This window comes from Crocosphaera chwakensis CCY0110 (assembly GCF_000169335.1).
GTDB classification, from domain to species: Bacteria; Cyanobacteriota; Cyanobacteriia; order Cyanobacteriales; family Microcystaceae; genus Crocosphaera; species Crocosphaera chwakensis.
Map to the genome: position 1 here is coordinate 41,819 of NZ_AAXW01000029.1, position 17,102 is coordinate 58,920.

At 36.0% G+C, this 17,102-nt stretch carries 21 protein-coding genes and 1 tRNA gene; 14 read left to right on the forward strand and 8 right to left on the reverse strand.

All coding sequences use genetic code 11. The features are described 5' to 3' along the window. Positions 1-10: 10 nt before the first annotated feature. Positions 11-145 (forward strand): hypothetical protein, encoded by a 135-nt coding sequence (locus tag CY0110_RS31425; protein ID WP_269719995.1) that lies wholly within the window; start codon positions 11-13, stop codon positions 143-145. On the opposite strand, the gene CY0110_RS16940 is transcribed toward CY0110_RS31425, so the two are convergent. Together CY0110_RS16940 and psaK are read right to left on the reverse strand one after the other, a co-directional pair. Continuing rightward, a complete protein-coding gene (locus tag CY0110_RS16940; RefSeq protein WP_008276725.1) occupies positions 142-372 on the reverse strand; it encodes a DUF4327 family protein in 231 nt (76 codons plus the stop codon). The genes CY0110_RS31425 and CY0110_RS16940 overlap by 4 nt on opposite strands. Positions 373-628: 256 nt before the next feature. Then, entirely contained in the window at positions 629-895 is a 267-nt protein-coding gene (psaK, locus tag CY0110_RS16945) for a photosystem I reaction center subunit PsaK (RefSeq protein WP_008276726.1), read from the reverse strand. Between the two features lie 150 nt (positions 896-1,045). On the opposite strand from psaK, the gene CY0110_RS16950 reads away from it, so the two are divergent. From CY0110_RS16950 to CY0110_RS17005, 12 genes are all read left to right on the forward strand, one after another. Beyond that, a tRNA-Ser gene (locus CY0110_RS16950) sits at positions 1,046-1,132 on the forward strand. 134 nt (positions 1,133-1,266) lie between these two features. Further along, the gene (locus CY0110_RS16955; RefSeq protein ID WP_008276727.1) at positions 1,267-3,750 is read left to right on the forward strand and encodes a dynamin-like GTPase family protein; all 2,484 of its coding nucleotides are present in this window, start codon (positions 1,267-1,269) and stop codon (positions 3,748-3,750) included. A gap of 72 nt (positions 3,751-3,822) precedes the next feature. Beyond that, positions 3,823-4,185, forward strand: a complete 363-nt coding sequence (locus CY0110_RS16960; RefSeq protein ID WP_008276728.1) for a KGK domain-containing protein — start codon at positions 3,823-3,825, stop codon at positions 4,183-4,185. Between the two features lie 149 nt (positions 4,186-4,334). Beyond that, positions 4,335-4,553: a hypothetical protein gene (locus tag CY0110_RS16965; RefSeq protein ID WP_008276729.1), complete on the forward strand. Its 219-nt coding sequence runs from the start codon at positions 4,335-4,337 to the stop codon at positions 4,551-4,553. After that, entirely contained in the window at positions 4,546-4,935 is a 390-nt protein-coding gene (locus tag CY0110_RS16970) for a putative toxin-antitoxin system toxin component, PIN family (RefSeq protein ID WP_008276730.1), read from the forward strand. The genes CY0110_RS16965 and CY0110_RS16970 overlap by 8 nt, the downstream gene beginning before the upstream one ends. 136 nt (positions 4,936-5,071) lie before the next feature. Then, entirely contained in the window at positions 5,072-6,097 is a 1,026-nt protein-coding gene (locus CY0110_RS16975; RefSeq protein WP_008276731.1) for a calcium-binding protein, read from the forward strand. 74 nt (positions 6,098-6,171) lie between these two features. Then, positions 6,172-6,414 (forward strand): HNH endonuclease, encoded by a 243-nt coding sequence (locus tag CY0110_RS16980; protein ID WP_008276732.1) that lies wholly within the window; start codon positions 6,172-6,174, stop codon positions 6,412-6,414. 171 nt (positions 6,415-6,585) lie between these two features. Next, positions 6,586-7,908 (forward strand): ABC transporter substrate-binding protein, encoded by a 1,323-nt coding sequence (locus CY0110_RS16985; protein WP_008276733.1) that lies wholly within the window; start codon positions 6,586-6,588, stop codon positions 7,906-7,908. A 174-nt stretch (positions 7,909-8,082) separates the two neighbouring features. After that, positions 8,083-8,625 (forward strand): hypothetical protein, encoded by a 543-nt coding sequence (locus tag CY0110_RS16990; RefSeq protein ID WP_008276734.1) that lies wholly within the window; start codon positions 8,083-8,085, stop codon positions 8,623-8,625. Next, entirely contained in the window at positions 8,613-9,599 is a 987-nt protein-coding gene (locus CY0110_RS16995; protein WP_008276735.1) for an HTTM domain-containing protein, read from the forward strand. The genes CY0110_RS16990 and CY0110_RS16995 overlap by 13 nt, the downstream gene beginning before the upstream one ends. Before the next feature lie 20 nt (positions 9,600-9,619). Continuing rightward, positions 9,620-10,993: a class II fumarate hydratase gene (gene fumC / locus CY0110_RS17000; RefSeq protein WP_008276736.1), complete on the forward strand. Its 1,374-nt coding sequence runs from the start codon at positions 9,620-9,622 to the stop codon at positions 10,991-10,993. Between the two features lie 120 nt (positions 10,994-11,113). Next, complete coding sequence (locus CY0110_RS17005) at positions 11,114-11,932, forward strand: carbon-nitrogen hydrolase family protein (RefSeq protein WP_008276737.1); 819 nt, start codon at positions 11,114-11,116, stop codon at positions 11,930-11,932. A gap of 174 nt (positions 11,933-12,106) precedes the next feature. On the opposite strand, the gene CY0110_RS17010 is transcribed toward CY0110_RS17005, so the two are convergent. Both CY0110_RS17010 and CY0110_RS17015 read right to left on the reverse strand, forming a co-directional pair. Then, positions 12,107-13,084 carry an alpha/beta fold hydrolase gene (locus tag CY0110_RS17010; RefSeq protein ID WP_008276738.1) on the reverse strand — a complete coding sequence of 326 codons (978 nt, stop codon included), beginning with the start codon at positions 13,082-13,084 and terminating at the stop codon, positions 12,107-12,109. Then, positions 13,077-13,814: a 5'-methylthioadenosine/S-adenosylhomocysteine nucleosidase family protein gene (locus tag CY0110_RS17015; protein ID WP_008276739.1), complete on the reverse strand. Its 738-nt coding sequence runs from the start codon at positions 13,812-13,814 to the stop codon at positions 13,077-13,079. The genes CY0110_RS17010 and CY0110_RS17015 overlap by 8 nt, the downstream gene beginning before the upstream one ends. Before the next feature lie 230 nt (positions 13,815-14,044). Between CY0110_RS17015 and CY0110_RS17020 the strand changes: the two genes are divergently transcribed. Continuing rightward, positions 14,045-15,112, forward strand: a complete 1,068-nt coding sequence (locus CY0110_RS17020) for an ABC transporter ATP-binding protein (protein WP_008276740.1) — start codon at positions 14,045-14,047, stop codon at positions 15,110-15,112. 239 nt (positions 15,113-15,351) lie between these two features. On the opposite strand, the gene CY0110_RS17025 is transcribed toward CY0110_RS17020, so the two are convergent. The 4 genes from CY0110_RS17025 to CY0110_RS29370 all read right to left on the reverse strand — a co-directional run bounded on the left by CY0110_RS17025 (position 15,352) and on the right by CY0110_RS29370 (position 17,092). After that, on the reverse strand, positions 15,352-15,714 hold the full coding sequence (locus CY0110_RS17025; RefSeq protein WP_008276741.1) for a hypothetical protein: 363 nt from the start codon (positions 15,712-15,714) through the stop codon (positions 15,352-15,354). Beyond that, complete coding sequence (locus CY0110_RS17030) at positions 15,711-15,974, reverse strand: hypothetical protein (protein ID WP_008276742.1); 264 nt, start codon at positions 15,972-15,974, stop codon at positions 15,711-15,713. The genes CY0110_RS17025 and CY0110_RS17030 overlap by 4 nt, the downstream gene beginning before the upstream one ends. A gap of 116 nt (positions 15,975-16,090) precedes the next feature. Further along, positions 16,091-16,927: a DUF3598 family protein gene (locus CY0110_RS17035; RefSeq protein ID WP_008276743.1), complete on the reverse strand. Its 837-nt coding sequence runs from the start codon at positions 16,925-16,927 to the stop codon at positions 16,091-16,093. A 72-nt stretch (positions 16,928-16,999) separates the two neighbouring features. Then, entirely contained in the window at positions 17,000-17,092 is a 93-nt protein-coding gene (locus CY0110_RS29370; protein ID WP_269719998.1) for a hypothetical protein, read from the reverse strand. Between the last annotated feature and the right edge of the window lie 10 nt (positions 17,093-17,102).

Consider the following 17,102-nt stretch of genomic DNA (forward strand, 5'->3'; position numbering starts at 1 on the left):
TCAAATTTCGGTGTTAAAGTTCTTAGACAACAATCCCCCATTTTTCGAGCAATTAACTAAAATTAAGCATGAAGAAAATCGGGCTGATAATGGGGTGTCTGGACAGTCCAATCATGAATTAATTGGACTGCAATATATGGCTTAATCGCGCCATTCTTCTTTACTTAATAAATCAATAATCGAATCTCTTAGCAGAAAATCATGTCTTTCTAGTTCACATTCTACATTAGGCCATTCACGGGCTGGAATATACTTGCAAAGGGTATAAATAGGTTGTCGTCGATGAAGTCTTCTTTCACGAACTAACCGAGCGGCCTCCTCTGTGATAACATCAATGGTGTATTTAGTAGGAGACTGAATGACTTTAGGCATAACGAACTTCCTCTGCGGAGTTTGGTAGACACAAAATAAATAATGACCCACTTTTCATTATCCGTTATAGAAGATACAGTCTCAATAAAAGACAACAATTTTTAATGTTAAGTCAGAGTTAACATGGTAATAGGCAGATAAAGCAAACTCTAATCTTGTTAATTTTACTGACTTGATAACAGGAGAGGGAGTAACCATACAGAGTCTGAATGCTTTTTATACCCTCTCCATACCCTTTTAAGACAAAAATTTAGGCTTACAATGCACCGGTATTGGCTAACCCTAAGATAACACCAGCCCCTAAAATATGACCAAAGCTAGTGGTTCCTAGTAATGCACCTAAACTCATACCCCCAAACATTTGAGGAGAGGGTAAACCAGGCCCTTCGCTAGGTTTAGCAATAGTAAATTTTCCAACAGCGATCGCAAAGATATTGCAGACGATCATAATCATAGCCACTTTGGGACTCCATTGAACGGTGTTGGCAACCGTAGAAGCAGCTAATAGCAAGGTAGAGTACATAACAGTGAGTTCTCCTAGAAATAATGTATCTATCAGTCTTTAATGTTAAGAATTAAGCACCTTCTGTCAATGCTCACGTTGCAATACTTAACGAAAAAAGAAATTTTGCTCTAAACTTTATTGTTGTGCTATGATAATATACTGTGCCTTGGAGAGGTGGCTGAGTGGTTGAAAGCGGCTCCCTGCTAAGGAGTTATGGGTTAACGCCCATCGAGGGTTCGAATCCCTCCCTCTCCGTTTCTGTCAGTTATCAGTGATATAGTTGAGAACTGTTTAGAATCAGCTTTTTTGTTGACTTAAAAAATTAAATAATAGAGAACTTACCGAAGATACGGGGAAGACTAAAATAAACTACCGTTTGGACATTTCTTATGAGTCAAATGATTCCCCAATGTGAACATTTACCTACCCATGTAAATAGTTTACTCGAACTGTTGCGTCAAGAACCAACATTACGTTCGCAACAAGATATTAGTGCTATTGAAGCATCCTTAAGCAAGGCAGTTTCTCCTCAGTTTGAAATTGTTTTTGCTGGAGCATTTAGTGCCGGAAAATTTATGCTAATTAATGCTCTTTTGGAACGGGAATTATTATATAGTGCCGAAGGCCATGCAACCGGGACAGAATGTCATATTTATTATGCCGAACCGAAACAAGAAAAAGTTGTTTTAACTTTCTTGAGTGAAGCCGATATCAGAGAACAAGTTAACGTCATCTGTCAAAAATTAAATATTGAACAAGCTGCGAATATTAATAACCCCGAAGTTAAAAATATTTTAACTGAAATGGGGCAAAAAATCATCGAACAAGAAGGGGGAGAAAGTAAGTCAGAAAAAGCTAAACAAGCAAAAGCATTAATCCTTTTATTAGAGGGATTTACGAATAATCGAGATCGCATTCATACCATTAATGCTGCTACTTATTCTATGGAACAATTTAACTTTTCTAACTTGACAGAAGCAGCAAGTTATGCACGGCGAGGCAGTAATAGTTCTGTGTTAAAACGATTAGATTATTATTGTCATCATCCCTTATTAAAAGATGGTAACGTTTTAGTTGATATGCCAGGTATTGATGCACCAGTCAAAAAAGACGCTGAAGCAACTTATAACAAGATTGAACATTCCGATACTTCAGCAGTTGTTTGTGTCTTAAAACCAGCTTCTGCGGGGGATATGACGACAGAAGAAACAGAACTTTTAGAAAAAATGCGAGACAATTTGGGCATCCGTGATCGCGTTTTTTATGTATTTAATCGCATTGATGAAACTTGGTACAATGGCCAACTCCGTCAACGTCTCGATAGTTTAATTCAAACTGAGTTTAAAGATCCGTCTAGAATACATAAAACCAGTGGACTATTAGGCTTTTATGGTAGTCAAATAAAACACACCAATAGTAGCGATCGTTTTGGACTCGATACCCTCTTTTCTGAGAGTGTTAAAAGCATGGGAGGAGAAGAAGAAACACCCCAGTTTGTTAGTGAATTTAACAATTATTGTGCAAATTCAGGTAAGTTAACCCGTACTGATTTCAAAGTATCGGTGAACGGCTATGAGACACCAAATGAAAATTATGTTCGCATTCTTAGCGAGTGGGGAGTCCCCTTGATTAATCAGTTAATTACTGATAGTGGAATTGAGGATTTTCGAGACTCTATTACTCATTATTTAACAGAAGAAAAACGACCTCAATTATTTTCTACTTTAGCCGATGATTTACAACCCTTATGTATTGTTTTACGGCAATATTATCTCGATCAATACCGAGATTTAGAGAGTCAACCCCGTGAAATTGATGCCATGAAAGCACAAGAATTAAATCGGCTTAACCATGAGTTACAAGAAGTGGGAATACAGTTCCGAGATCATATTGCTTATGAAGTTAATGAAATTGTTGTCAACGGGGATCATTCCTTTGAAGAAGACTTCCAAAAATTAAAAGCTAGGATGGTGACTCGGTTGGATGAATTATTACAAACTTTTTCAGTCGAAAATGCTCACCGTCGAGCAGCAATAAGTCATCCTCGTAATTCTACAGTTCCCTTACTTGCTATTTTAGTTGAGGCTTTATATTATCTTGCTAACGAGTTAGAGGATGTTTTAGTGGAGGAAGTTAAGACCCTAGTTTCCGAATTTTCTCAACGACTATTACACCGTGTTAAACAAACAGAATACTACCGTAAGTTATACCGTTTACTAGGAAATGATGGAGGAGTAGAAACTCAGTTAAAAGAAGTTGAAAAAACTTTAATTGCTGCTTTGGTTAGTGAGTCTAAGGTAGAATGCGATCGCTATGTTCGAGAAAGTCCCAGATTTTATGATGAAGGTACTTTTTCTATCTATCAATTTCGTCAAACTCTACAACAAACTTCTCAAGGTTATGACTGTAGTAGCATGGTGGAAGCAGAACCAGCAATTCGTCAATTGTTAAAGCTAGATTTTGAACCAAAAGTATCAGCAACTATCCGTAAATATTTCCGCCAAACCATTAATCAAACCCTCAAAAGCCAATTATTACCAATGGCGGATCAACAAGCAGATAATATTCTTCAACAATATGATCAAGCAAGAAACTATTTAGGGCAAACTTTAGAACAAGAAGCACAAGAAAAAATTGCTCGTAATATGCGCTTACAAGGGGAAATCAAAGAGAAAATTGCTACTTATAATACAGCAATTTCTGGAATTAATAATTGTCTCCAACGTATGCAAGTTTATGAACATCAACTACCTTTGATTAGTGAAGAAAATTTGCAACGTGAAGTAATTAAGTCTGATTTTGAAGTGATTAATGTTCCTGTTACTAATGGTCACAATTCAGATATTGATGTTGAGTTGGTGGATGTGATTTAAAAAATTGTAGGGTGGGTGTTACTCACCTTACTTTTTTGTGTTAATTTTCAATGATTTTTAGAGAGGTATATTATGAGTAAAAATGAATTACTGAAACATAATCATTATTTGGATCATGATGAGGATGTAATTGCTTTTTCTGGTGATTCTTTGGTGAAAGTGTCTAAAGTTAAAGATGTGATCAATTCGTTTATTAAGAGTCGGTTATTGAAAGTCTTAACCGATCATTTTCATCATGTAGGAATAAGAGGAGAATTTATTAACAGCTTTGATATTTTTAAATACGGACAAAACTGTGAAATTCTACAAATAGGTTCTAATGGCTGGAAAAAAGGAAAAATCAGACTTAAAGTTAGTTTAGAATTTATTCCCGATGAACCAGAAATCAAAAAAATAGAATCACCTTTAGATGATATTCGCCAGTCTATGAATTAACCATAAATCTTCGTAGGGTGGGTTAAGTAAGCAATAAATTTATAGATTATTCTGTTCATTAAATACTTGCTTAACCCACCATCTCAACTATAATTATAATAGTTTAGAGTTGCATAAAAGATAAAAGATAAAAGCGAAATATACAAATCATGGAAAATATTACTATTCAAGTTGACCCTAAAATTGCCAAAGCTTATCGAGAAGCTGATGTAAACAAACAGCAAACGATGGTTCATATTTGGAACCTTATTATTGATGAAATGATAGAAGATGACAACTTTGAAGGAATTGTCCAAGAAATTCGCCAAGAAGCAAAAGAAAAAGGACTCACATCTGAAATTTTAGAAGACTTATTAAAAGATGAGTAAATTGCGAGTCGTTTTAGATACCAATATTCTAATTAGTGGATTATTATTCTTTGCGTCGACTCCTCAACAAGTTTTTGATAGAGTAACAGCTAAAGAAACAATTTTAATTTCTGATGATACGCTTCAAGAAATAGTTCAAACCTTAATTCGTAAAAAGTTTGATAAATATTTATCTTTAGAAAAACGAGTTAATTTTATATCTAATTTAAGCAAAAAAGCAGAAATTGTTAATATTACTGAGAGAGTTAACATTTGTCGAGATCCGAAAGATAATAAATTTTTGGATTTAGCTATTTCGGGAAATGCTACCCATATCGTGACAGGAGATAAAGACTTATTAGAGTTATCTGCTTTTCGAGATACTTTAAATTGTTACACCTAGTCAATTTCTAGCTTTGTGACGATATTCGCCAGTCGATGAATTAACCTTTAACTATCCTGTTTATGAGTAAAGTGGGCATTGTCCATCCTACTAACTCGATATATTATACTGATACAGAATTGTTGAGGTAGTGTTTATGAGAGGTATCGTTAGGTATTTAGGCAACGGTAATGATGTATTTCGAGCCACCATTGGTGACGATGATATCTTTGCACAAGGGGGTAATGACCTTGTTTATGGCAATAGGGGAAAAGATGGACTATATGGTGGGCAAGGGGAAGATAGCTTACTGGGAGAAGGAGATGGAGACTATTTAGACGGGGGAGAAGATAGCGATATTCTGGATGGAGGAGAAGGAGACGATTGGTTGTATGGCGGAGAAGGAAACGGTCAAGATCATCTATTTGGTGGTAATGGCGAGGATTTTTTAGTCGGTCATGACGGTGACGACTTTCTCTATGGGGATGACGGTTCGAGTCCCTTTTATTTTGATTATTTTGACGTTGGAGACACCCCAGAAAGGGTTGAACGACTAGATGATAATGATGAACTAATTCCAGGGTGGGACTCTGATGATGTTCTGCGTGGTGGTAGAGGGAATGATTTTCTATTTGGGGAACAGGGAAAAGATAAACTCTATGGAGATGATGGTAACGATTATTTAGACGGTGGTGTAAGAGGAGATACCCTTTATGGGGGAACTGGCAATGATACTTTAATTGGGAATGATGGTTGGGATACGTTAATCGGGGTTGATTGGAATGCTAGTGACCCAGGAAAATACGAAATAGACATTCTTCAAGGGGATAATCCCAATGGTTCTTTTGGGAATGAACCTGATGTATTTGTACTAGGAAAGACCAATAAATTATTTTATGATGATGATAATATTTATAGCACTGGTATTCATGATTATGCTCTAATTAGAGACTTTGATAAAACAGAAGATATCATTCAACTTACTAAATTACCAGAGTTTGAAATTGGTTCTCAGCCACATTATCGTCTGGGAAGTTCACCGCTTTCTGGTGTACAGGGGACAGCAATTTTTTACGATGATGGTATTAGTAATGGACTCCCCTCAGAGTTAATCGCAATTGTTCAATTTCAAGGTGGTTCAACTAATCTTGACCTTTCTGATAGCTATTTTACTTATGTTTAAGTTAACTTACGGATAATGATTGTTTTACGCAGTGTTATAAACTGTAGGAAACTTTCATATCATCTAAAAAAATGATGAAGAAAACCCCTAGAATACCGATTCCCAAATCCGTTAGAGATTATGTTTTTAACAGAGATAACTATCAATGTCGAAGTTGTGGTAAAAAACAACAAGAAACCACATTAAACATCGATCATATTATTCCTTTAGCGAAAGGAGGTAGTAATGATATGAGTAACTTACAAACCTTATGTCACACTTGTAATCAACAAAAAAAGCATCATTTAGATCCTCGTTTTCGTCGCCATTTTACTTAGAGAAAATTAAGATAAATCAAGAATCTCTGTGTTGTTATCGTTGGGGAGTAGCACATGAAGATTAATTGTTCTTTCTCGTGACTTCTGACTCCTAACTCCCACCAGTGGCAACATTCCGCTAAAATTAAGGTCAAATTAAGATGATCCATTGCCTTGAGGAGTGAGTCAATAATGAATTCATTGTTAACAAAATATCGCCTAAAGTCTCCTATAGCTTGGGGTTTAGCCATTGCCTTTAGTAGTAGTTTGTTAGTAGGGTGCAATAACCAAACCCCTACTGACACGGGAACCGCCCCCAGTCCTGATGCCCCCTCAGCCGACGGAGATAGCTTAAAATTAGGGGCATTATTACCGGTCACAGGGGACTTATCGTCCATTGGGGCAAATATGCCAGAAGCGGTTAAATTAGCCATTGATGAGATTAATGCTTGTGGTGGCGTTAATGGTCAACCCGTCACTTTAGTCACAGAAGATAGTCAAACAGACCCCACTGCCGGTGGTGCAGCTATGACCAAACTGGCAGAAGTTGATCGGGTTGCTGGCGTGGTAGGGGCGTTTGCCAGTAGTGTTTCTGGGGCTGCTGTGGGTATCGCAGCGCAAAACAAAGTAATGTTAATTTCTCCAGGCAGTACCAGTCCTGTGTTTACAGATCAGGCGAAAAATGGTGAATTTAATGGTTATTGGGCGAGAACAGCCCCTCCTGATACCTATCAGGCACAAGCGTTAGCAGCTTTAGCCGAAAAACAAGGCTTTGAAAATGTGTCGACTGTGGTTATTAATAATGACTATGGGGTGGGGTTTGAACAGCAGTTTGTGGGCGCATTTGAAAAGTCAGGGGGTAAACTGGCCAATAAAGAACAACCGGTGCGTTACGATCCCAAAGCAGCAACCCTCGATAGTGAAGCAGCAGCAGCGTTTGCTAATAACCCCGACGCAGTGGCCGCAGTGCTTTATGCAGAAACGGGTAGTATTTTATTACAAGCAGCCTATAAACAAGGGCTAAGCGACGGTGTTACCGTTTTATTAACTGATGGGGTTTATTCTGAAGATTTTGTGGAACAGGTGGGCAAAACTGCCGACGATCAGTATATTTTAGAAGGGGCTTTAGGAACGGTTCCAGGAGCTGATGGTCAAGCGTTAGATGCTTTTACCACCAAATGGAATGAGAAAACAGGGAAGGATGTAACGGCCTTTGTTCCCCATAGTTGGGACGCAACGGTGTTATTAATGTTGGCAGCCGAAGCAGCAAAAGCTAACACTGGAGAAGGGATTCAAAGTAAGATTAGAGAAATCGCCAACGCTCCAGGCACAGAAGTCAGTGATCCTTGTGAAGCGATCGCTTTAGTTCGTGATGGGGAAGATATTAACTATCAAGGAGCTAGTGGTAACGTCGATATTGATGAAAATGGGGATGTTGTGGGTAGTTACGATGTTTGGACGGTTAAAGCTGATGGCACCACCGAAGTTATTGATAAAGTGAGTCCCACAGAATAATTACCAATTTTAATTATTAACAAATGTGACCCGCTACGGCGGGTTTACTTTTTTGATAAAAAATTTCAAATAAGTTAAGAAAATCTATAATCTTCTTAGTTCGACAATGAGAATTAATAGAATTTAGATATTGTGTTTCTTATGCTCAATAACTAAGGGATAAAAAAGAGAAAAATGATATCTGAATTAGCTGCCAATAAATCTGTTAATTATCTTAAAAAGTGTGGTATAGTCATCTTCATTTTTAGTTCTCTTGGTTCTCATTTTGTCCATAATACACCTCTAAAGAGTCCTATTTTTCCCAATCTATTTGGACGGCTTACTGCGTTAACTCGAATGAGTGATCAGTGGCGAATGTTTTCTGTGGTAGATCGTTTTAGCTGGCGACTAGAAATTGTGGCAATTCATGAAAGTGGAAAGGCACAAACATTGCCTATTTTTGCTGAACAAGAAAAAGAATTTTTTGAAAAACAGTTTATTGATTTTCGAGAAGGAAAACTACATCACAATTTGTTTATTTATCCCGATGCTCGTTATCACTATAGCGATTATTTATGTCGAATGTTTCAAAATGAAACTAATCCTATTCAAGCCATTCGTTATGATTTATTTTGGAGACAAATTTTACCTCCTCAACAAGCAGCAATTAGAGAGCAATACTTAACTGAAGAATTTAGTGATTTAGGAAAATTAGGAGAGTATCAATGCCAGAATTAATAAAAAAAGTAATTAAAAAAATATATGATTTTTGGTTTGCTAAAGAATCAACCTTAAGTTTAGGGGTATTTCGGATTGTTTTTGGTTTAGTTATTCTCAATATTTTATTACTCAGTTATTTTCACTGGAATGAGTATTATGGGGTCAATGGAATTATCTCTTTAGATCGGTTTATCAATGCTAGAGGCGGTTGGTTTTTAGCTTCTTTTAAATCTATTTTCGCTTTATCTAATAAAACCCAATTTGTTTGGATAGTTTATGGGCTGGGTTTAGTGGTAAATTTCTGTTTTATTCTTGGTTTAGGAACCCGTATTGCTACAATTCTTTTATATATTATTTGGTTTTCAATATGCAATCGTAATTCTGCCATTATTGATGGTAAAGATGTTGTGATTCAAATGCTGCTATTTTATAGTTGTTTTGCTCCTTTAGGAAATAGTTTATCTGTTGATAATATTTTTCGATCCAAGTTACTCAGTAAACATCGTAATACTCTTCGTTATATTCCTCCCAAACAATCTGTCTGGAGTTTAAGACTTTTACAATTTTCTATTGCTTTCATTTATCCTTTTTCTGCGATAGATAAACTGTATAGTGATATTGCTTGGCGAGAGGGGAGTATTATGTATTATATTTCTCTGTATGATGCTTGGTTTCGCTTTACTGATGTTGAATTATTTCATAATTATTTCTTGAGTCTTATTACAACTTATAGTTCATTAATGCTTGAGTTTTTATTTCCTATTTTAGTTTGGTTTAAACAGACTAAATACTGGATATTAAGTATTATGCTTTTATTTCATGTTTCTATTGCCATTGTTATGAATGAATTTGTCTTACAATTTAGTATGGTAATGTTAATTTCTTATATTTTATTTATTGACCCTGAAACCATGAAAAAATTATTCTCTAAATTCAAGAGAAAGTATAATTCAATTAGTCAAAAATCAATGATACAAAATAAAGTCAATTGATAGTAAATAAGGAGAAAATAATGAGAATTGAACAAGATAGTATGGGAAAAATTGAGGTGTCATCAGATGCTTACTGGGGCGCACAAACTCAAAGATCCCTTCATTATTTTGCTATTGGTAATGATATAATGCCAAGGGAAATGATTCGGGCGATCGGTATTCTTAAAAAAGCCACTGCTATTGTTAATAAAGATTTAGGAAAATTAAAACCAGAAAAAGCAGAATTAATTATACAATCAGCCGATGAAGTTATATTAGGAAAACTGGATCAACATTTTCCTTTAAAAATTTGGCAAACCGGAAGCGGTACCCAAACTAATATGAATGCTAACGAAGTTATTGCTAATCGTTCTATCGAATTAGTCGGGGGAATATTAGGCAGTAAACATCCTATTCATCCTAATGACCATGTTAATATGTCTCAGTCTTCTAATGATACTTTTCCCACGGCCATGCACATTGCTGCAGTAGAAGAAATACATCATAAATTATTACCGATGGTTACTAAATTACGGAATAGTTTAGAGACAAAAACTCAAGAATTTCAAAACATCGTTAAAATTGGTCGCACCCATTTAATGGATGCAGTTCCTTTAACCTTAGAACAAGAATTTTCTGGATATATTTCCCAACTCGATAAAAACATAGAAAGAATACAATTAAGTTTACCCGACTTATATGAATTAGCCATCGGTGGAACTGCTGTAGGAACTGGACTAAATACCCATCCAAAATTTGCCGAAAAAGTAGCCCAAGAAATTGCTCAAATAACAGATTTACCTTTCATTTCTGCCCCTAACAAATTCGCTGCACTAGCTGCCCATGATGCCATTGTAATGTGTAGTGGAACCCTGAAAACATTGGCCGGTTCATTGATGAAAATAGCTAATGATATTAGGTGGTTAGGATCGGGACCTCGTTGCGGAATTGGAGAACTGATTTTACCAGCAAATGAGCCAGGATCATCCATTATGCCAGGAAAAGTTAATCCTACTCAGTGCGAAGCAATGACTATGGTTTGTGTGCAAGTAATGGGTTACGATACGGCTATTAGTATAGCGGGTAGTCAGGGAAATTTTGAGTTAAATGTTTTTAAACCCTTATTAATTTTTAATTTGTTAAATTCCATTAGATTATTAGCTGATGCTTGTTCATCTTTTACTGATCATTTAGTAGTTGATTTAAAAATTAATCAAGAACAAATTGAACATTATTTAAACAACTCGTTGATGTTGGTCACTGCTTTAAACCCCCATATCGGCTATGATAAAGCAGCTAAAGTTGCTAAAAAAGCTTATGAAGAAAACACCACCTTAGAAGCAGCTTGTATCGCGTTAGGCTTTCTCAGTGCAGAGGAGTTTAAAACGATTGTTAATCCCGCCAATATGACGTAAATTAATTAATAATTATTTAGGTTGGTTGAGAAAGTTCTCTATTTATTAACGAATTCATGAGCGGTATTTTGTTGCCATTTCAGCTTATAATCATAATAGGATTCTAACTGAAAAGAACTGATGAAACCGTATCTCGCTGCTGCCATTCAGATGACAAGCAAGCCCGATCTAGACAAAAATCTAGTAGAGGCCGAAGAACTCATTGAACTTGCTGTCCGTCGTGGGGCTGAATTAATTAGTTTACCAGAAAACTTTGCTTTTTTAGGTAAAGAAGAAGATAAATTACACAAAGCTGAAGAAATTTCTCAAAAAGCTCAGAAATTTCTCAAAACCATGGCTCAGCGCTTTCAAGTGACTATTTTAGGCGGAGGGTTTCCTGTTCCCGTCGAAGGTGATCCTAGTAAAGCTTATAATACCGCTCTTTTAGTTGATCCTACTGGAAAAGAACTCTATCGCTATCAAAAAGTCCACTTATTCGATGTTGATCTTCCTGATGGTAACACCTATCAAGAATCAAGTACGGTGATGCCAGGAACTCAATTACCTGATATCTATGCCTCTCCAAACTTAGGAAACTTAGGACTCTCGATTTGTTATGATGTTCGCTTTCCTGAGTTATATCGTCATTTATCCTATCAAGGGGTGGATGTTCTCTTTATCCCTGCTGCTTTTACTGCTTTTACCGGCAAAGATCACTGGCAAGTCCTCTTACAAGCTAGAGCCATCGAAAATACTTGTTATATCATAGCACCGGCACAAACAGGCAACCACTATGCCAGACGGTTTACCCACGGTCACGCGGTCATTATCGACCCTTGGGGTATCATTTTAGAAGACGCAGGACAACAACCCGGCATGGCCTTAGCAGAAATTAACCCCCACCGCATTAAACAGGTACGTCAGCAAATGCCATCGTTGCAACATCGGGTGTTCAAATAAGAAATCTGCAACAAATCACGGTGTCTGCTTATCCTATGATTTACTCTTAAGAAACACATTGAAAAATAAGTGTTTTTCCTATCTATTGCTAGTAGCGATCGCTGCTAGTGAGAGACTTATATTACATCTTCTACCTTGTTTAAAATTAGTTAGTTTAGATAGAGAACAGAATAGCTAATTAACTAATTCACGAATAACATTAACAATAATTTCGGGTTGATCTATCCAAACAAAATGACTACTATTATCAGCTAAAATTTGTCTAGAATTTGAGGAAAGCTTGAATAACTCTTCATGGATAATCTCTCTAACATGATTAGTATTTTTTATAGGTAATAAAAAACTAAAAAGTGAAGGCTCAAAAAATGTTTTCGATTTAATACTAATTAGGGGAATATCTCCCAAGTTGTTTGCTTTTTGCACTTGAGTTGCGCTGGTTTCTAAATTCCAAATTTCTCTAGCCATTGTTACCCAATGTTGAGGACGATAAAAAGAACGTTTAACCATCCTACGACTCTCAATACTAAACTTTCTTAATTGAGGTTTGATTAATTCAAATATTCCTAAGTTTCCTAGAATTCTAATTAACCCTAATATTGCTCCCAAAATTGACATTAAAAAACCTGAAAGGAAAAATAATTTTAATAATTTAACAGATAAAGGTAAATTTAACATCCCTTTTTCGTGAAGTCCATCTGTTAAAATAATACTCGAAACTTTCTCAGGAAAATAATGAGCGTATAGCCTAACATTATAGCTACCAAAAGAATCACCTACTAAAATATACGGCGGTGAAATTTTTGCTTTTTCTAACAGTTGATCTAGTTCTCTAACAATTTCTTGACTACAGCGTTTTTTCGGACTAGAATCACTCCACCCATAACCTGGCCTATCATAGATAAAAACTTGAGTAATTTTTGCAATTTCATTGATTAAAAAATAGCCTTCTATTCCCCCTAAACTGTGATCAATAACTACTGTATGACTACCCACTCCCTTAACATAGCAATGAACCTGATAACCTCCTAAATCAATCAACTTTCCTGGAGGAAGTTGTTGCTTATTTTCCCAATAGGTCATTAACCAATGATAAGTAGTTGTCAAACTTAAAAGAATAACTTTATAATAATCAGAGGCAAATTGGCTATTCATATTGACTAATCTTGTTGGCAACTTCCTTTAATACTTGGAGACTTTTTAAAGAACTTCTAATTAAATGTATTGAATTTGACGGATTTTTGAGCATTTGACGGGCTAAAATTAAAGGCTGCAAGGTTCCATCTTCTCTAAAAGCTTTCGTCAAGTTCGGTAAATCTTGCTGACAATTATCACTAATTACCCGAATCATAGCCACAGAAATGCCTAATTTTTGACTCCAATTCAAAAGTGCATAGCCTTCCATATCGACTACATCAGCTTGATATTTTTTCCCTAATAAAATTTTTTCTTGAGCAGAACAAATAACGCGATCACTTGTTATTCCTTTCCCAATAAATGTGCTATTTCCTAACTTCTGAAATAGCTTGTCAGTCAAAAATTGGTCATATTGCCCCTTATTTTCCTGACTATCATCTATTAAAGCACACTTTTTGTACAAAATCACATCTCCCACAGAATAATTTTTAGACAAGCTTCCCCCTAACCCCATCAAGATCAATCCTTGATGTACTTTATTAAGAAAGTCTGGAGTTTGTTGCCATTGTTCTAGGAAATTAGTCAAGGGCTGAATTCCCACAGGAATAGGGATAATTTTAAATTTCGATTTATTTTTGCCCATTCCTTGGAAAACTGTCTTATATTCCATGCCTTGAGGCACTAAAACAGTATCAAAACTAGGGTTTTGAGGATTAGGGTTATAATGAGAGTGTGATCTAGATAACATTGATAATTCTTGCAAATCTTTCCTATTTGAAAAATCGGAAAAATGGTATATAAAAGGAAAGGTACTTATTGAAAATTAATGCTAATTGAGCCTTTCACAAAAGATAGCTTAAGCATAGCTTAAACACAAAAGTAATTGTTACCTCAATCTGGCAACAATTGCTTTTAATGAATGAAATCACTTATTTTTAGTTTAATTCGTCCTAATTTATTGTTCACTTTCTTCTTGCTATGGAAAACTCTATCATTCTCCAGGTTAATCAACTTGTTAAACAATTTGCTAATCATCAACTTCGGGCTGTCGATGAAGTTAGCTTTCAATTAACCCAAGGAGATATTTTAGGGTTATTGGGACCGTCTGGTTGTGGTAAAACAACCTTATTACGCATGATTGCAGGGTTTGAGCAACCATCACAGGGAACCATAGAACTCGGAGGCAATGTCATTGCTAGTGCTTCTCAGTTACTTCCCCCTGAACAACGCAATACGGGGATGGTCTTTCAAGATTATGCTTTGTTTCCCCATTTAAACATTGCTGATAATATCGCTTTTGGCTTAAATAAGAAACGATTAAGCAAAAAAGAGATAAAACACCGTATTGGCGAAGTATTAACTCTAGTGGGACTAGAAGGCTTAGAAAAACGCTATCCTCATCAACTCTCAGGGGGACAACAACAACGGGTAGCCTTAGCGAGAGCCTTAGCCCCTCAACCCGCCTTAATTTTACTCGATGAACCCCTCAGTAACCTTGATGTACAGGTTCGTATTAGACTCCGCCATGAAATCCGTCATATTCTCAAAGCCACAGGGATAACCGCTATTTTTGTTACCCACGACCAAGAAGAAGCCTTAGCCATTTGCGATAAAATTGGGGTCATGTCTTGTGGAAAAGTTGAACAGTTGGGAACCCCTGAAGCCATTTATACTCGTCCTGCGTCTCGTTTTGTGGCTGAATTTGTCACCCAGGCTAATTTTATCCCTGCTAAGCGACAAGGGAAACTCTGGACCACAGAAATTGGACAATGGGAACTCCCTTCCCCTCCCGAAACTGTCCCCGAAGGAGACTTAATGGTGAGACAAGAGGATATTAAGTTAGAACCGGATGACACAGCTAAGGTGGTGATTTGCGATCGCCAATTTTTAGGGAGAGAATACCGCTACTGTTTACGAACCCCCTCCGGTAGTCAAATTCATGCACGAACCACTTTACAAACTCAGTTACCCATTGGTACAAAGGTTCAACTTGCGATCGCTTCTCAGTCGGCTCAAGTGTTTCCCGTTGCTTCGTCTAGGGGATGAAAATCTGAGTTAATCTCTCAAAAAATCATTCCTCGTCTATACTTTCTACAATTGTTTTGCCATTCATTGCTCTTCGATAGATTGTGTTGATAGAAACAGCACTATAACCTGAATTGAGATGTTCTAACCCTTTGAGATATTAAGTAATGTTTGTCAGAGACAATATCAAAACACCAAGTAGAATTATCTGTGTCAACCATCATAACTTTATTATTTTGCAATTATTATAAATTTATCTTTTAAACATAGATATGACTATTTAATTGAGTTAAATAATCTTGAGCAGACTCAGGAGAAAGGGGCTGACTTAATAAAGGATTTGCTAAATCAAATAGAATTTCATCGATAATCCCTTGAGCATTTTCTTCCGATTCAATATCTTCTCGTCCTTCAATTGCATTTGCCCAATTTTCTACATCAGTTATAGATAATTGACCTTGTAAATAACGCTGAAGAACATGAAGAATATGCTCTTTTTTCAGTTTAATTAGGACTTCTTCACTGTCCCAACTTAGCCTATTTAGAGAGTCAAGAGTGTCTAATAAAGGCTGATCAAATGTTAGCAAAGCATCGAGTAATTGGTATCTAGTTAGATTATTCATGGATATTTTTGTTTTACGTGAATAATTGTGCCATCAGGGGTATAAGTCGTTTTTGTATAAGACAAAGTAATCCCTTCTACATCAATTTGTTTTTCGTAAGTGGCATAAGATCCTATAATATTCCTAGCTGGAACATCGGCTAGAAACGCTTTACCCCCATTAGGAAGATTATAGATTCTAATTGAGGTCGCTTGACGAGGAAGACGTTTTTGAAAGCGATTAAAATTAGCTAACTGTTTTGAGTTTAAGGAAATTGCCATAAAACCATTATATAATCTGTCCTCATCTCAGGCATAATGGTATTCATAGTCTTATTTTCCAATTATTATAACCCTTCTAATAAAATAAAACGCCCTGATAAAAAGTAAAATGAATACTACTTAATTTTATGTTCAATCACCAAAGTTGAACTACTCCATGCACCGGTTGCGTCGTAATTACGGATTAATCTTTGCCGTTCTTTTTCATTAACTAACCAACCCACTTCTAAAAAGAAAGGTTTTCTTAATTCTAATTTTGAGGGTGCATTAGTTGAGGTTCCATCAGGTAATAATAAAATTTGTCGAAGACTATCTCCTTTATCAAATATGAGCTTATTTCCTTCAATATTTGCCGTTGAACTCAAAGTTGTCCCTGAAAAAGTTAATTGTTGTTCTATTTTGTTATTATCAACTTGTTTCACTTCTAAACTTGTTTCCATTTTATCAGTAGGTCGAAAGTCAGGATAAGCAGTATAAGCGGTTCCTTGCCATTTTCCTAGTAATTGATCTAGAGTTAATTGCGGTCGTTCTTCTGCATTGCTCCCACTACGAAATTCTCTAATTAAAGTAATACTAGAAAATTTATTTTGACGATCATAAAGTAATACACAACGTAAACGGCGATCGCCTTTAATAAAGCCAAATTCTGACCCAAAGTCTGCAAAAGGCGCAAGTTGAAATGCTCCTTTAGAGAAGGTTCCTGTCTCGAAAAAAATAATTTGTCTTCCTAAAGAACGATAGTCTTGTTCATAGTCTTGAGTTGGATTTTCATCATAACTATTGCCTCCAAAACGACGCAGACGAAACTTAACTAATTTATTGTTTTCTAATCCCTCTAAATTGATAATAGAAAGCGTAGAATCAAAAATGTCCCCTTGGGGAGAAATCTTAGTAAATGATCCTTTCCATTCTCCTAGATTTTTTAAGAAGTTTTCCCAGTTATTTTCAGACATTTGTTAAAGGTGTTTTATTATTATCTCCATTCACTATACTCAATAATCAGACAAATTGAAAGTTAACGGTTTTTAAGGGAGAAGTTCCTCTAAACTATAAGGGCATTGATCGGGGAGTTTAACGCCGTACTCTAAGACCACTAAACTTACAGCATCCTGATAAATTTCTTCTAGT

Bases quoted from the DNA above. Each gene is read 5' to 3' on its own strand.
- CY0110_RS17035 (WP_008276743.1), bottom strand. From the start codon at position 16,927: ATGTCTGAAAATAACTGGGAAAACTTCTTAAAAAATCTAGGAGAATGG.
- CY0110_RS17010 (WP_008276738.1), bottom strand. From the start codon at position 13,084: ATGAATAGCCAATTTGCCTCTGATTATTATAAAGTTATTCTTTTAAGT.
- CY0110_RS16965 (WP_008276729.1), top strand. From the start codon at position 4,335: ATGGAAAATATTACTATTCAAGTTGACCCTAAAATTGCCAAAGCTTAT.
- CY0110_RS16985 (WP_008276733.1), top strand. From the start codon at position 6,586: ATGAATTCATTGTTAACAAAATATCGCCTAAAGTCTCCTATAGCTTGG.
- CY0110_RS16995 (WP_008276735.1), top strand. From the start codon at position 8,613: ATGCCAGAATTAATAAAAAAAGTAATTAAAAAAATATATGATTTTTGG.
- CY0110_RS17005 (WP_008276737.1), top strand. From the start codon at position 11,114: ATGAAACCGTATCTCGCTGCTGCCATTCAGATGACAAGCAAGCCCGAT.
- CY0110_RS16940 (WP_008276725.1), bottom strand. From the start codon at position 372: ATGCCTAAAGTCATTCAGTCTCCTACTAAATACACCATTGATGTTATC.
- CY0110_RS16960 (WP_008276728.1), top strand. From the start codon at position 3,823: ATGAGTAAAAATGAATTACTGAAACATAATCATTATTTGGATCATGAT.
- fumC (WP_008276736.1), top strand. From the start codon at position 9,620: ATGAGAATTGAACAAGATAGTATGGGAAAAATTGAGGTGTCATCAGAT.
- CY0110_RS16980 (WP_008276732.1), top strand. From the start codon at position 6,172: ATGAAGAAAACCCCTAGAATACCGATTCCCAAATCCGTTAGAGATTAT.
- CY0110_RS17025 (WP_008276741.1), bottom strand. From the start codon at position 15,714: ATGAATAATCTAACTAGATACCAATTACTCGATGCTTTGCTAACATTT.
- CY0110_RS16970 (WP_008276730.1), top strand. From the start codon at position 4,546: ATGAGTAAATTGCGAGTCGTTTTAGATACCAATATTCTAATTAGTGGA.
- psaK (WP_008276726.1), bottom strand. From the start codon at position 895: ATGTACTCTACCTTGCTATTAGCTGCTTCTACGGTTGCCAACACCGTT.
- CY0110_RS17030 (WP_008276742.1), bottom strand. From the start codon at position 15,974: ATGGCAATTTCCTTAAACTCAAAACAGTTAGCTAATTTTAATCGCTTT.
- CY0110_RS17015 (WP_008276739.1), bottom strand. From the start codon at position 13,814: ATGTTATCTAGATCACACTCTCATTATAACCCTAATCCTCAAAACCCT.
- CY0110_RS16990 (WP_008276734.1), top strand. From the start codon at position 8,083: ATGATATCTGAATTAGCTGCCAATAAATCTGTTAATTATCTTAAAAAG.
- CY0110_RS16955 (WP_008276727.1), top strand. From the start codon at position 1,267: ATGAGTCAAATGATTCCCCAATGTGAACATTTACCTACCCATGTAAAT.
- CY0110_RS16975 (WP_008276731.1), top strand. From the start codon at position 5,072: ATGAGAGGTATCGTTAGGTATTTAGGCAACGGTAATGATGTATTTCGA.
- CY0110_RS17020 (WP_008276740.1), top strand. From the start codon at position 14,045: ATGGAAAACTCTATCATTCTCCAGGTTAATCAACTTGTTAAACAATTT.